The organism is Methanotorris igneus Kol 5, assembly GCF_000214415.1.
GTDB classification, from domain to species: Archaea; AGJL01; Methanococci; order Methanococcales; family Methanococcaceae; genus Methanotorris; species Methanotorris igneus.
In genome coordinates this window covers 109,161-123,632 of the sequence record NC_015562.1, presented here as the reverse complement: position 1 = coordinate 123,632, position 14,472 = coordinate 109,161, and the positions used below count along the sequence as shown (strand labels likewise).

Below are 14,472 nucleotides of genomic sequence, written 5' to 3'. Positions count from 1 at the left end.
TTTAATATTGGATGCGTTAGAAATTGACAAACTCCTAATTTAAGTTTATTAAGTTATTGTTAATTAACCCATTTTGAATTTTAAGGATGTCTATCTTCTTTTAACTTTTACAAAGGAAATCTATTACAATTCCATCAACAATTTTTCTAAAACTTTTATGTCACATTCAATTTCAATTGGTTTTTCACTTGCCCTTATTGCCGCATCTGGGTCTTTTAATCCATGTCCTGTTGTTATACAGACAATTCTCTCATCCCTATCAATAACACCCATGTCTAACAATTTTATCAAACCAGCGATTGATGAGGCAGACGCTGGCTCAACAAAAATCCCCTCTGTTCTTGCTAATAATTTTTGAGCGTGTATTATTTCCTCATCTGTGACAGATTCTGCTGTTCCTCCTGATGAGTATATTGCATCCAATGCCTTTGGTGCATTTACTGGATTTCCAATCCTTATTGCTGTTGCTATTGTCTCTGGATGTTCCTCTGGAATAATTTCTTTTGCTCCCTTTTTAACTGCGTCAACTATTGGCTTTGCACCCTCTGCCTGAATTCCAGTCATTTTTGGGAGTTCATCAATAATTCCTGTTTCTCTAAACTCCTTAAATCCTTTCCATATAGCGGAGATATTTCCTGCATTCCCTACTGGTAAAATTACCCTATCTGGAACCTCCCAGTTTAACTGGTCGCAAATCTCAAATCCAATAGTTTTTTGCCCTTCTAATCTAAATGGGTTAACTGAATTGAGCAAATATAGAAGTTTCTTCTCTGCAAGTTCTCTGACCATCTCCAAAGCATCATCAAAGTTCCCTTTAATTTGAATAACCTTTGCTCCATAGAACATTGCTTGAGCAAGTTTTCCCAATGCTACTTTCCCTTCTGGCAATAGAACAATACATTTTTTACCACTTCTTGCTGAATATGCTGCCAATGAAGCAGATGTGTTTCCAGTTGATGCACATCCTACAACTTTAACTCCAAGTTCATTAGCCCTTGTTACACCAACAGTCATTCCTCTATCCTTAAAACTTCCAGTTGGATTTGCTCCTTCATTTTTTACATATAATTCTTTCAATCCCAACTCTTTTGCAAGGTTGTCACATTTGTATAAAGGAGTCCCTCCTTCATGAAGGGTGACGATCTTTTTTGGGTCTTTTACAGGCATATATTCCAAGTATCTCCAAACTCCAATTTCTCTCTTTCTTAATGTTTCTTTTGATACCTTTTCCTTTATTGCCTCATAATCATAAACAATCTCTAACAAACCACCACATTCGCAGGTGTAAATTATCTCATCGAAATCGTACTCTTTTCCACATCTAATACATTTTTGAATCATATTATCACCAAAATTAAATTAAAGTTATCCAATAATCTTAATAATTTTTTATAGACGTGAATTATAGTTGTTTACGTTAGATGTAGGACATAATTCCAATAAATTTATGGAAGATATTTGACTTATTTTAAAATTTTAAGAATTATAACAATCATTTAAAAATTTAAGGTATATAAATAAATTCCAATAAATTTCGCAAACAACTATATAATCATCTGCTTAGAACGTATAAAATCCCAATTTTATCATTAAGTTTATTTTTTATTCAGAATTTAGTAAAATTTTGCACAATTATAATAATTCTTAAGCAATTTCGCAGACGACTATATACAAAGTGGTATAAATTTTTATCGTTAGTTAATGTTAAGAATCAAATCAAGCCCTACCAAAAATAAAATAACCCCAAATATTCTCCTCAATACTCTTACATCTAACTTCGTTGATAGTTTAACACCATAAGAAGAAAATGTTGCACTTGGTATCGCAATACACAACCCAACAAGAAGAGATACATAACCCACACAATATAAACTTTGGGAAAGATTAATGTTAGGATCTGCACTTAAATAGGGTATTAGCCCCCCAAATGATGTCAAGATTATCATTCCAAGGGATGTTCCAATGGCTTTTTTTATTGGAAACTTTAAAAACAAAACCATAACTGGAATTGCCATAACTCCTCCCCCTAAACCAACCATTCCTGTAAAAATTCCAATTAAAAATCCGCTGATAAGGAGATAAATTAAATTGGGCCTTACAAAATCCCCAACCTCTTTAATTTTTGGATAGTTTATCATATTTATTGAGATTGCAATTAGGACGATTCCAAATATAGTTCTCAATAATTCCCCACTCAAATAGTTAACAACAATAGTTCCGCTAATGTAGGAACCAATCATCCCCATTATGCCCATTATTACTGCTGATTTCCAATCGACATTTTTGAGTTTGCTGTGCTTATATGCTCCAACAAGGGAAGTGATGAATACAACAAACAAACTCGTGCCAAACGCCATCTTCACAGCAAATTCCTCTGAAATATTTAGATAATCAAATGCATAAATTAAGGCAGGAACTACTATAAATCCCCCACCAACTCCAAGTAATCCAGATAATATTCCGACAACAACACCAAGCAAAATAAAAATTAAAAATAACATAATTTCCCGACTTCAAATTTTTTACACGCCCATTATAGTTCTTAGCAGATTCCTTAATCCAGGGGCTAATCCTAAGCACATTATGGTTATTTTTAGGATATTTTTCAGGTCTTTGTTATCCACTTCTTCATTTATTAAATATAAAGCAATTAACACAACAGCCAATTTTAAAGGTATCATCACATATGCCCCAAACATATCCATGAAAAACCTTGGGATGGGGTGCTGTTCCCAATATCCATAAATTCCTATCCCTACTGCCGTTGCTGAAGCATCCACTAATTGAGAAAATATAGCATATTTATCTATTTTTGAGGAGATAATCTTATTTTCAATTTTTGTTTTTTTGATTATAAATACTGTAAGGATATATGTTGGGAATAATATCAAAGAAACATACAATAATGCTTCCCAATGCACAATTCTATTTAAAAAATCTGGCAAAAAGTAAATTATAGGCAACAAAGCAAAAGGAATTGCCAACTTATAATACCTCTCCCTCAACAAGACTCCTGATATCAAAATTGAAGCCATATAATAACTTCCAATTAAAATGACAATTCCCGGAGTTATTGTAAAAAAACTTCTCTCTATAACTCCTGCATCCACCAATGCCCTCATTAGGGAAATTAGAACAACATAAAAAACAGTAGTTTGGGCAAATTTTTCATCAATTGCAACTCTTAATTTCACACATGCTTTATAGAAAATGTAAACCATAAATGTGAGAAAAATACCATAGGTAATTTCCTGAACGAGGTTGTATCCACTTCCTTCTATCATTGGTTTGATGTAGTATTCGTAGATAAATTCTTTTATAGCAGATAGCATATTATCCTCCATTATTCATTCTTAAGGACAAATACAACCGTATCTAACCCTCCATACATAACTCTAAATTCCTCTTTTATTTTGTAGTTGTTGTTTATCGCTGCATTTCTTAAAATTTTGTCCTCTGCAGTAATGATTATTATTCTTGAATCATCATGAGTTATCTTTTTCAATGAATTTAAGAAGTTGTTGTATAAATTTCTAACCATCTTTTTACCACCAATTCTTATACCATAAGGGGGATTTGTGATAACAACATCTACTCCATCCTTCAAATAATCAATTTTTTCCAGTTCTGTTGCATCTCCTTCGATAAATTTTATTGTATCTACAACGCCAACATTCTCTGCATTTTTTACAGCCCCACTTATGTGCTTTTTAAATTTCTCAACACCATAAAGTTTTAGCATTTTTTTATTTTCAACAATTTGACTTTTTATCTCATCTAACGCTTCCCTACCAAATATTTTTATAAATGCAAAATCGTCCCTAAATTTCCCTGGGGGGATGTTCCTTTTGATCATTGCCGCCTCTACCAAAATTGTTCCACTCCCACACATAGGGTCTAATAAAATCTCATCATCTTTCCAATTGGAGAGTTTTACCAATGCAGATGCAATCGATGCATTTAAATGTGCTGGGTGGTTATATGCTCTATATCCTCTCCTATGTAACCCTTCATCTCCAGTAGTGTCAATCCCAATAATTAGCTCATTAAAAATTACATCAACCCTAATAATGACGTCTGGATTGTCTAAATTCACCTTAAGCCTAACACCTTTTGCATTCTTGTATGCATCTATAACCGCCTGTCCTGCAACCCTACCAACATCTATGGATGTAAAATCATGCTCTCCCGCCCTTAATGGTCTTATTGCAAATGCCTGCTCTTCCCTTATCCATTCAGTCCAATCAATCTCATAGACACTTTTATATATATCGTCAAGAGTTATATTCTCAAACTCTTCAAGTTTTAATAAAATTATAGTCCTTTCTATTGTTCTTGATAGATAATTAACTTTAGGAATTAATTCAAAATCCCCTTCAAAAAATATTCTTCCCTTACCCTCTTTTATCCTGAAAATTCTTCCACCAAGCTCCTCGATTTCATCTGATGAGATTTTTTCAAGCCCTGGTGGAAGTGTTGCGTAATATTTGAACTTAATACTAACACCTCCTTAAACAACATAAAAAATTTATAAATCTGATGACACATTAAATTAAATTCAAAGATTATTTAAAAATGGTGAAAAAATGGAGGACTTTGTTGCTTATGTTATTATGGCCATAATAGTTCTCTCCTATATTTCAGCGTTATTGCAGAAAGATTTGATTAAGTGTGTGGTTTTCACTGGATTAGGTGGATTGGGTCTTGCTTATTTGTATTATGTTCTTCTTGCTCCAGATGTTGCTTTAACAGAGGCAATCCTTGGAGGGGCTGTCTTGCCCGCATTTTTCGCCTTTACCGTTAGAAGAACTCAAAGAATTGACGAATAAATTGAATAAATTAATTGATAATTATAAGGGTAGTGCATAGTTTATATAATCACTTTTTGTATCTTATTTTTATCCCATTATATTTAAATTTTTTAATTATGTACCACCCTCGTCTTATATCAATTTAAAGGAAGAATTGTTGCTATTCAAAATTCGTTAATGTATAAATAAGTTTAAAAATTAATAGCAAAACCTGGGTTTTGTCGTATGGATTAATGGCAAAATCCAAGGGATTTTGCCGTATCAATTTCGCACACGACTATAGTAACCCAGGATCCTTACTTTTTAGCAGCGTTGTTTGTGCCTTTTGCAATAATAATGGGTATATTGATAAGCAGGAGGTTAAAAGGGGATGATAATAATGAAAATTAAAGAAGTTATGAATAAGGAATTTATAGAACTCTCTCCAAATGATATTGGAGGAGAGGTTGTGCAGATGCTCTACAAAAAAAGAAAAAACTATGCTCCAGTTGTGGAGGATGGAAAACTTGTGGGGTGGATAACGACTCTTGATTTACTTGCAGGATGTAAACATTCAAAAATTGAGGATTTAATGCTGTTTATTGATGAAATAAAAGTTTTAAAAGAAGAAGATGAATTAACAGAAGAGATTATAGAAGAGATGATTAAAAATGAAGACATTGCATATCCTGTTGTTAATAATAATGATGAAGTTGTTGGAACGCTGAGTGTTTTTGATTTGTTAAAATTTTATAAAAAGTAATTAATCTTCTTTAAATTTTCTTTTAATTTTTTCGAAATTCGTCTATTTTTTTAGAATTTATGCGAAAAAAGTATAGATAAGTTATTATTTATTTAAGTTTAATTTATTTAAGTTTATATTTAAGTTATTTTTATTGATGAAAGTATTAGATTTGTAGTTGTGAATTGATGTTTGGAATGACATTTTACAGGGGTCTGTCCAACGTGAACAATCATAGACAAATGTCCACGTTGGACTTGGATGTCATCAGCCTCAGTTCCCTCTGGGTTCATCGGGAACATATCATCGGTCTCCATCCCTGTCACGGACATAAAAACCTAACGGTTTTTAAGTTCCCGTCGCTTCGCTCCGGGAGAACTCCAGCTCCGCCCATAGATTTAACACTCAGTAAAGTCCGCCTCCTTAGGTCTCCAGTATCCACCTTCATCAGAGGCATCATCCTTATAGTTACATGTATATAAACTCATTATATAAAAATTTCGAAAACGAAAATACATTAATGTCCACATTCGTCAATGAAAAATTAAACAGTTTCAAACGGCTTAACATAATTTAAAAGGTGGGAGATTGCATATCCAACTGAAATTAAATAGGGAGATGAGTGAGATTTTTAGAGAGATTCTGGTAGATAAAGAGACAGATGATTTACCAGATGATGATGAATTGATCAATGAAGTAGTTGAGCATTTAAAAAAGGGATTTGATAAAGAAAAAATGACTTTTGACGAAAGAAAATATACAGACAGAAAAATTAAAGAATATATTCCATTAGAGCTTTTTAGGGTTATGGCATATATAGTAATAAAAAAAATTAAAGAAAGAGGTTCAGAAATAACACTATATGAGATAGGATACGAATTTGGAAAATTTTTAAAACCAAAAAACATTAGAGAGTTAAAAACATTTTTTAGAAAAAACAATTTGGGAATTTTGGAGATTGAAAGTAGGAAACCATTTATTTTAAAAGTAAGGGAATGTGCAATGTGTGATAGTTTGGAAGTTAATGAACCAATTTGTTATTTTGACGCTGGATTACTTGCGGGAGCGTTGGAATGCATACTAAATAAAACTGTGGTAGTTGATGAAATAAAATGTATGGGCCAAGGGTACGATGCCTGTTACTTCAAAATAGAAATTGTAAAAGATTAACACTACATCACCGAATACTTGAACTAATATTACATAATAAAAACGAATTTCGTACCACAAGTATAATATAGTTATAAAAAATAACAATACTAATGTACAAAATATTAAACAATAAAATATTGAAAAAATGAATAATTAGACATGGTTGGTGAAATTAATGAAAGCAGATGCTGTAAAAATTGCAGATGGAGTATATTGGGTAGGGGTCTTAGATTGGGACATTAGAAAATACCACGGCTATACCTTAAAAGGAACAACCTACAATGCATACCTTGTGTTCGGAGAAGAGAAAGTTGCTTTAATAGATAACACATACCCTGGAACTTCCGCTCAAATGTGGGGGAGGATAAAAGACGCATTTGAAAAAGAGGGGAGGGAATTTAAGATTGATGTAATTATTCAAAACCACGTAGAAAAAGATCACAGTGGAGCTTTACCAGAAATCCACAAAAAATTCCCAGAAGCACCAATATACTGTACTGAGGTTGCAGTTGAGGGACTTAAAAAACACTACCCATCATTAAAAGATGCACCATTTAAAGTTGTTAAATCATTAGACAAGGTAGATTTAGGTGGAAAAACATTAGTATTCTTAGAAGCTCCGTTATTACACTGGCCAGATAGTATGTTTACATTCTACGCAGAAGAAGGAATTTTATTCTCAAACGATGCATTTGGGCAACACCTTTGCTTCACAAAGAGATTTGACCATGAAATTCCGGAGTATGTTTTAATGGATGCTACTAAAAAGTTCTATGCAAACCTAATAACACCATTATCAAAATTGGTCTTGAAAAAGTTTGAAGAAGTAAAAGAACTTGGATTGCTTGAGAAGATAAAAATGATTGCTCCTTCACATGGACAAATCTGGACAGATCCAATGAAAGTTATAAATGCCTATGCAGACTGGGCTACAGGAAAATGTAAAGACAAAGTTACAATTGTCTATGACACAATGCACTACTCAACCCAAAAAATGGCACACGCATTTGCAGAAGGTTTAATTAGTGGGGGAGTAGATGTTGTTATGTACTACTTGCATGAAGATGAAAGAAGTGAAATTGTTAAGGATATCTTAGATAGTAAGGCAGTTCTCTTTGGAATTCCAACAATATACGATGAGCCATACCCAAGTATGGGGGACTTAATATACTACCTTAGAGGGTTGAGATTCAACAGAACAGGTAGAAAGAGATTGGCTCTTGTATTTGGTTCAATGGGGGGCGAAGGTGGAGCAGTTAAAAAACTTGCAGAAGAACTTAAAGAATGTGGATTTGAGGTTTTGGATGAATATGAACTCTACTATGTCCCAACAGAGGATGAATTAGAGAAATGCTACAACATGGGTAAAAGATTGGCTGCAAAAATAAAAGAACAATAATTATTTTTTCTCATTTTTTATCTCTATTTCATTTTTATTATTATTTTATGGTAATAATTTATTTTATTTTTATTTTTAGAATATTTTAATTCCATAATATTTATATATTTAAATTTATTTTTACGCTACTTTTACCATCATTTATATTTTAAGGTTTCAAAATCGCACCGTTAAGTACATATTTGAGTTAATAATAAATTAAATTTGGTGATGGCTATGAAAGAAATTATTAAGTGGGATAAATCTTTAGAAACAGGTATTAGGGCATTTGATGAAGAACATAAATTTTTAGTAAAAACATTAAATGAAATTTATAACCTATTGGAAAAAGGAAATAAAGATGAAGCAAAAAATATTCTAAAAAAGAGAGTTGTAGAATACGCTGCAAAACATTTCAAACACGAAGAGGAAATTATGGAAAAGTATGGATATCCAAATTTAGAAAGGCATAAAAAAACACATGAAATATTTGTTAAAACAGTTATAGAGAAATTACTTCCAGAGATTGAAAAAGGTTCAGAGGAGGATTTTAGAAGTGCCTTATCTTTCTTGGTGGGATGGTTAACTATGCACATTGGAAAGCCCGATAAGGATTATGGAGAGTGGTTTAAAGAGAAAGGTATTACTATTGATGAAGACCCTATCATCATAGATTAATTAACCAATATTATTCCAAATTTTGAATTATTTAGTATAATTTTTAATGAAATTCGAACCGTTAATAATATATATTCTAACCATAAATTAGTTAAAATGTAAACAATCAATAAAAAGATTTTAGGTGAGAATATGGAGTTGGAGTTAATAAATGAACACAAAATAGGAGTAACAAAAGGAACAGAGTTAGAAAAAGAAGTCCAAGCAAACTTTGAGGGGGAGTGTAAAGAAGTTGGGTTATACTTAGCAATGGCAAGACAGGCACAAAGAGAAGGATTGCCAGAGGTTGCTGAAGTTTTAATGAGAATTGCAATGGAAGAGGCTGAACACGCTGCACACTTTGCTGAGATGAATGGAATTATCTCAGAGAATTTAAAAGAGAACATTGAAATGATGTTAAAAGGAGAATGTATGGCAAACAAAGAGAAAAAAGCTGCTGCAACCAAAGCAAAAGAATTAGGTATTGATCCAGCTCATGACTTCTTTGATGAAAGTTCAAGAGATGAAGCAAGACATGCAAAAATGTTAAAAGGGATATTAGACAGATACTTCAAATAATTTCTCTTAAATAATTTTTTATTTCTAATTTATTTCTAAATTAATTTTTTATTAATTAATTTATTTTTATTTTAACTGCTCCAAAATAATCGCTGGACATACCTTTTTTATACCCTCTATCTTTCCAATCTTGTTAAATATTATATTTGTCAGCTCTTGCCCATCTTTTGCCCAAATCTCGGCCATTATCATGTGGTCTCCTGTTGAAGTATATACTTTCTTTACTTCCTCAAATTCGCACAATTTTTTTGCTACCATTAAAAAATTCTGGGGGTCAGTATCAAATCCGGTCAAAGCGACAACATTATATCCTATCTTTGATGGATCTATTACTGCAATGTAACCTTTTATTATTCCTTCTTTTTCCATTTTTCTTACCCTTTTTCTAATAGAACTTTCACTTGTATTCAACTCTTTCGCAATTTCTGTAAATGGCTTCCTTCCATCTTTCATAAGGATCTCTAATATCTTCATGTCCTTTGCATCCAACATGTCACCCCCAAATTCGCACAATTGTGTTTAAATTTAGTGCTATATTATCTGATATTCGCCCAGAAAGTAATATAAATCGTAATTTATTATATAGTTTTTTATTAAAATTTTTAAATAAAGCAATTAGAAAAAGTGATAACATGGCTGTTGAAATTATCGTAGATAGAGAAAAATGTATCGGATGTGGAAAATGCTATGATGTATGCCCAAAAGGCCCATTAATTTGGAAAAAAGATGAAGATGGGAAGTATTACGCTTATTCTGTTGAATATTGCCATAACTGTAAATTCTGTGCTGGAAGATGTCCTACAAATGCCATACAGGTTTTAGTAAAAAAGAATGAAAAATAACACAGCAGATCGTGTGGTTGGTGTCATTGATTTTAAATTATACTATTTGATAATGTCGAACCTTAACCAACTGTTTTGTAAGTCTCATATCAGTAAAAATAAAACGAAAATAGTAAATTTTATTTAAATCTCCTTCTTCCCCCAATATTTTCTATAATCTTTAAAAATTCTTTTTCTTTTTCCTCAACATTTTCAAACGCATAGATTCTGAAAGTTATGCTTTTAAACCCTTCTTCTATTTTTTCTCCCTCATAGACGTCTATAATTTCAATATCAAATTTGTTTTTTAGCAAATCTAAGATGATATTTTCATTAACCTCCTTCTTAAACAATATAGAAATATCCCTGTAGTATTTTGGCAGATTTTCATTTTTCCATTTTTTTAATTCCTCCTCTTCCATAACCATGACATTTGATGTGCTGAGCTTTATTTCTTTTCCATTTTTCTCAATTATTATGTAGTCTCCATCAACATCCTTTAAAATACCATAATGAACATTTCCTGAGTAAATATGCTTTAACCCTACTTCTTTTCCTTTCATTTTTGATAGTTTTTCCATTTCCTTTGTTAGTGCAAATACTGCCTTATCTGAATAACTTACCCCCCTTTTTGCCTCATTTCCAAAGTGCTTTGCCGCTTCTTTCATTAATTTTACAAATCCTTCTCTATCCTTCTTTTCTACAATACTTTTTATCAAATTACACTGACTTATGAATGTTTCATGAATATGCTTTATTTGTGGGTTATGCATTTGGATATCTGCATATAGGTATGGATTCTGCCCAATAATCCTCCCAATTATATATATCATCAATTCGTAAATTGGAGACGCGTATTTCCTTGATTCCTTTATATTAACCCCTAATTCCTTTAATGTTGCCCCCAATGAGATGTACGCAAAATGCGTTAATCCTTGCACAACTCCCATAATTCTATCATGTTCTTCTGGTTTTATTATAATTACCCTTGCTCCTTCCTTTTCAAGGAAATCTTTAACCTTTCTAAACCATTCACTTTTCATGTGTTTTTCAGAAGGAGTTAATATAACAACCTGCCTCATTAGGGATGGGGTGGAAGGACCAAACATTGGGTGTGTTGGAATAACAGTAACCCCTTCTTTTGCATACTCTTCCATTGTCTTTGAGGGGATTTCTTTTATTGATGTTATATCCATCAGCAAACAACCTTCTCTAACGTGCGGAGCAACTTCTTTTATAACTCTTTCAGTAACATTTATTGGAACCGCTATGATAACAATATCTCCTTCTTTTGCAGCCTCTATGTTATTGTTTGTAAATTTGACTCCTAACTCTTTCTCAACACTTTTTCCCTTTGCTATATCCCTCCCTGTAACGGTCACATCAAAGCCCTTATTTCTTAAATATTTGGCAAACCATTTTCCAAGACCATCAGTACCTCCAATTATTGAAATTTTGTAGTTTTTCATAATATGCCTCCAAACACTTTTTAATTAGCAAAGAAATATAAAAATATCAAATTTTGCCCAAATCCCAATAAAGTCCCCATAATAACTTGTAAGGGCGTGTGTTTCTCCAAATATATACGTGACCACATCGTAAATATGAGGAACCCAAGATAGATAAAAATTATTATATATGGCAAATCTCCACAAATTTGATTTGACTTGATTAGAGCTGTTATTATTGCTGAGAGTCCATAACAATGTATGCTTATCTTCCAGAATGAGGTTATTATTAATATAGATAAAATATTAGTTAAATAAAATTTTGATAGGAAACTTGGTTCAATAATAACTAATATAAGACCATATATTGCCATTATAATTAGTGGGATCATCCTTTCATTTCTATCTGGAATATCCCATTTTTGATTTCTAATTTTTGCCCACAAAATCCAAATTATAGCTGGAATCAATGCTAAAGTTACCAAATCCTTAATATCCGACATTATACACGGAAAGGCTGCTATGGCTAAAAAAGGAAATGCCTTTGAGACAATCTCTGCGAATTTAACGAATCTTGTATTTTTTTCCAAGGTCATCTACCCCTGCAAAATTAAATATTTAGTAAGGCCGTTCTGCAATTAAAAACAATAACCTACTTCAATTTAAACATAGAATTCGTTAAACAGGCCTTAAATTAAAATTTAAGATAATGATTTATGACGCCAACAACTATAGATTGCAGTATCCTATGAGAAAATCATTTTGGTTTTGCTAAACATTTTTTTAAGTTTCATTTAGAAAAGTCCAAATGCCCATAAGAACAGAGGGATTGCAACAATTGCCCAAACTAAAATATTCCAGTGTATAACCTTTGAACCATCAAATGGGGGAATAGGCAACATGTTAAATGCTGCAAGGAATAGATTGACATAATATCCTATATCAGAAATTATTGGGATGTTTAATATTAAAAATAAAAATGCTAACGCAATGTTTGTTAACGGCCCTGCTAATGCTATAATCCCATTTTCTTCGGTTGTGAGGTAATCTTTATATATATAAACTGCCCCAGGAGCAATAAACGTAAAACCAAGTATTATTTTTAATATAAGTCCTAATGCCAAACCTTCATACCATGCTCTAAATTCACTCCATGCCCCAAAATGCCTTGCAACTGTTCTATGTGCCAACTCGTGCAATATAAACCCAGTTCCAACAGTAAATAAATAAATAATAAGTAAGATAAAAAACCACAAATCAAATGAAAATCCTCTTGGCCATGCAAATATTATAGCAATTGCAAAAGTAGATACTACCAAATCAATTAATTCCTTTTTACTAAACCTGAATAAATTATCCATACTCATAAAACCCTCTCCTTAATTTAGTTTATAGTCATTTGTGGGATTTTTATCACTTGTTCAACCATAACAAAATTTTTGAAAGAATAATTAATCATGTAAAAAATTTCAAATAGGGTCGATTTGTGCTTTTAATTTTATGCCTTACAGCATATATATTTTTTCTATAAATCATTTGGGTGATAAGATGGAAGTTTTGTGCATAGATATTGGAAAAGGGACACAAGATATTCTATACATAGACACCAACAAAAATATTGAGAACTCCATAAAGCTAATTCTCCCATCTCCGACAGTAATTTTGGCAGAAAAGATAAAGAAAATGAATGAAGATTTAAAGATAGATGGAGTTATAATGGGAGGGGGCCCCGTAAATAAGGCAATAAGTGAGCATATAAAAAAAGGGTTTAAAGTTGAGATATCAGAAAATGCAGCAAGAACGATAAGGGATGATTTGGAAGAGGTAAAAAAGAAGGGAATAATAATTAAAGAAAGTATAGAGAACCCAAACGTCATTTTTAGAGATTTGGATTTTGACATGCTAAAAAATATATTCACATCAATAGGTAAGGAATTTAATCCTGACTTTGTGTGTGTGGCGTGCCAAGACCATGGTTTTGTTAAGGGGCAGAGTGACAGAATTACAAGGTTCAAATATTTTGAAAATAAGTTAAAAGAAACAAAAGACCCGTATAAATTTTACTTTGAAGAAAAAACAGATTATTTTTCAAGGTTTGATGCAATCTTAGAAACATTAAAAGAGAACAACTACAAAGGATTTGTAATGGATAGTAAGATCGCCTCTATATGTGGAATTTTAAACTATGCAAAGGAAAATGGCATTGATGAATTTATTGGTTTGGATATTGGTAATGGTCATACGTTAGGAGTTTCTATAAAAGATGGAAAAATTATGGGGTTATTTGAGCATCACACAAGACTTTTAACCCCTAAAAAATTAAAAAACATTGTCGATAAATTGGCAAATGGAACATTAACAAACGAAGAGATATTTAATGATAATGGCCATGGGGCCGTGGTTTTAGACAGCATAAATCCCGAAGAAATTTTAATTGCTGGACCAAATAGAGAGATGTTTAAAGATTATGGAAAATACGCCTATCCGGGTGGAGATGTGATGATTACTGGATGTGTTGGGTTATATGACGTGTTAAAATCTATAAAGGGGTTCTGAGCGAAACGAAGCATCCTAAAAGAAATCTAACATAGAAAAGAAATTGGTTTACTCGTGCCTTATTAAGAGGCACTGCCGAGTGAAGCGAGGCAGTGCATCCTTTTTGATGAAATCGAAGCGAAGCTTCGAGCTGCAAAACCGACAGGTTTTGCTTAACTTTTTTAAAGCTTCTTTTAAAGGTTTCATATAGAAGCTAAGAGGCATTGCTGAGCGAAGCGAAGCAATGCATCCCTTTGATGAAACTTTTTAAAAGTTTCGATGAGATGATTACTGGATGTGTTGGGTTATATGACGTGTTAAAATCTATAAAGGGGTTCTGAGCGAAATGAAGAATGTTTATCTTGACAAT

The 14,472-nt window shown here is 32.2% G+C and carries 18 protein-coding genes; 8 read left to right on the top strand and 10 right to left on the bottom strand.

Features of this window, described 5'->3' with window-relative positions; genetic code table 11:
• Positions 1–123 precede the first annotated feature (123 nt).
• The 4 genes from thrC to trm14 all read right to left on the bottom strand — a co-directional run bounded on the left by thrC (position 124) and on the right by trm14 (position 4,498).
• Complete coding sequence (gene thrC, locus METIG_RS00595; protein WP_013798291.1) at positions 124–1,341, bottom strand: threonine synthase; 1,218 nt, start codon at positions 1,339–1,341, stop codon at positions 124–126.
• A 353-nt stretch (positions 1,342–1,694) separates the two neighbouring features.
• Positions 1,695–2,501 (bottom strand): sulfite exporter TauE/SafE family protein, encoded by an 807-nt coding sequence (locus METIG_RS00590; protein ID WP_013798290.1) that lies wholly within the window; start codon positions 2,499–2,501, stop codon positions 1,695–1,697.
• Between the two features lie 21 nt (positions 2,502–2,522).
• Entirely contained in the window at positions 2,523–3,332 is an 810-nt protein-coding gene (locus tag METIG_RS00585) for a DUF63 family protein (RefSeq protein WP_013798289.1), read from the bottom strand.
• Between the two features lie 11 nt (positions 3,333–3,343).
• Entirely contained in the window at positions 3,344–4,498 is a 1,155-nt protein-coding gene (gene trm14 / locus METIG_RS00580; RefSeq protein WP_013798288.1) for a tRNA (guanine(6)-N2)-methyltransferase, read from the bottom strand.
• An 88-nt stretch (positions 4,499–4,586) separates the two neighbouring features.
• Between trm14 and METIG_RS00575 the strand changes: the two genes are divergently transcribed.
• Together METIG_RS00575 and METIG_RS00570 are read left to right on the top strand one after the other, a co-directional pair.
• Positions 4,587–4,829, top strand: coding sequence for a DUF4040 domain-containing protein (locus tag METIG_RS00575; RefSeq protein WP_013798287.1), 243 nt, complete (start codon positions 4,587–4,589; stop codon positions 4,827–4,829).
• Positions 4,830–5,181: 352 nt separating this feature from the next.
• A complete protein-coding gene (locus tag METIG_RS00570) occupies positions 5,182–5,553 on the top strand; it encodes a CBS domain-containing protein (RefSeq protein ID WP_013798286.1) in 372 nt (123 codons plus the stop codon).
• Positions 5,554–5,672: 119 nt separating this feature from the next.
• Here METIG_RS00570 and METIG_RS09485 read toward each other — a convergent pair whose 3' ends face one another.
• The gene (locus METIG_RS09485; RefSeq protein ID WP_172632598.1) at positions 5,673–5,849 is read right to left on the bottom strand and encodes a hypothetical protein; all 177 of its coding nucleotides are present in this window, start codon (positions 5,847–5,849) and stop codon (positions 5,673–5,675) included.
• Positions 5,850–5,854: 5 nt separating this feature from the next.
• Entirely contained in the window at positions 5,855–5,980 is a 126-nt protein-coding gene (locus METIG_RS09670) for a hypothetical protein (protein WP_281033947.1), read from the bottom strand.
• Positions 5,981–6,120: 140 nt separating this feature from the next.
• On the opposite strand from METIG_RS09670, the gene METIG_RS00565 reads away from it, so the two are divergent.
• The 4 genes from METIG_RS00565 (at position 6,121) to METIG_RS00550 (ending at position 9,298) form a co-directional block, all read left to right on the top strand.
• Positions 6,121–6,702 (top strand): V4R domain-containing protein, encoded by a 582-nt coding sequence (locus METIG_RS00565; protein WP_013798283.1) that lies wholly within the window; start codon positions 6,121–6,123, stop codon positions 6,700–6,702.
• 157 nt (positions 6,703–6,859) lie between these two features.
• Positions 6,860–8,083 carry an FprA family A-type flavoprotein gene (locus METIG_RS00560; protein WP_013798282.1) on the top strand — a complete coding sequence of 408 codons (1,224 nt, stop codon included), beginning with the start codon at positions 6,860–6,862 and terminating at the stop codon, positions 8,081–8,083.
• A 216-nt stretch (positions 8,084–8,299) separates the two neighbouring features.
• Positions 8,300–8,740 (top strand): bacteriohemerythrin, encoded by a 441-nt coding sequence (locus METIG_RS00555; RefSeq protein ID WP_013798281.1) that lies wholly within the window; start codon positions 8,300–8,302, stop codon positions 8,738–8,740.
• Between the two features lie 132 nt (positions 8,741–8,872).
• On the top strand, positions 8,873–9,298 hold the full coding sequence (locus METIG_RS00550) for a ferritin-like domain-containing protein (protein ID WP_013798280.1): 426 nt from the start codon (positions 8,873–8,875) through the stop codon (positions 9,296–9,298).
• A 66-nt stretch (positions 9,299–9,364) separates the two neighbouring features.
• Here METIG_RS00550 and METIG_RS00545 read toward each other — a convergent pair whose 3' ends face one another.
• The gene (locus METIG_RS00545) at positions 9,365–9,787 is read right to left on the bottom strand and encodes an AsnC family transcriptional regulator (RefSeq protein ID WP_048055622.1); all 423 of its coding nucleotides are present in this window, start codon (positions 9,785–9,787) and stop codon (positions 9,365–9,367) included.
• Between the two features lie 143 nt (positions 9,788–9,930).
• Here METIG_RS00545 and METIG_RS00540 point away from each other — a divergent pair, with 143 nt between their 5' ends.
• Complete coding sequence (locus METIG_RS00540; protein ID WP_013798278.1) at positions 9,931–10,140, top strand: ATP-binding protein; 210 nt, start codon at positions 9,931–9,933, stop codon at positions 10,138–10,140.
• Positions 10,141–10,259: 119 nt separating this feature from the next.
• Here the strand turns inward: METIG_RS00540 and METIG_RS00535 are convergent, their stop codons facing one another.
• The 3 genes from METIG_RS00535 to METIG_RS00525 all read right to left on the bottom strand — a co-directional run bounded on the left by METIG_RS00535 (position 10,260) and on the right by METIG_RS00525 (position 12,934).
• Entirely contained in the window at positions 10,260–11,588 is a 1,329-nt protein-coding gene (locus METIG_RS00535; protein WP_013798277.1) for a prephenate dehydrogenase, read from the bottom strand.
• Between the two features lie 20 nt (positions 11,589–11,608).
• Positions 11,609–12,163, bottom strand: a complete 555-nt coding sequence (locus METIG_RS00530; protein ID WP_013798276.1) for a phosphatase PAP2 family protein — start codon at positions 12,161–12,163, stop codon at positions 11,609–11,611.
• Between the two features lie 198 nt (positions 12,164–12,361).
• Positions 12,362–12,934, bottom strand: a complete 573-nt coding sequence (locus METIG_RS00525) for a zinc protease (protein WP_013798275.1) — start codon at positions 12,932–12,934, stop codon at positions 12,362–12,364.
• Between the two features lie 181 nt (positions 12,935–13,115).
• On the opposite strand from METIG_RS00525, the gene METIG_RS00520 reads away from it, so the two are divergent.
• Positions 13,116–14,123, top strand: coding sequence for a DUF1786 domain-containing protein (locus tag METIG_RS00520; RefSeq protein ID WP_048055462.1), 1,008 nt, complete (start codon positions 13,116–13,118; stop codon positions 14,121–14,123).
• The last annotated feature ends 349 nt before the right edge of the window (positions 14,124–14,472 follow it).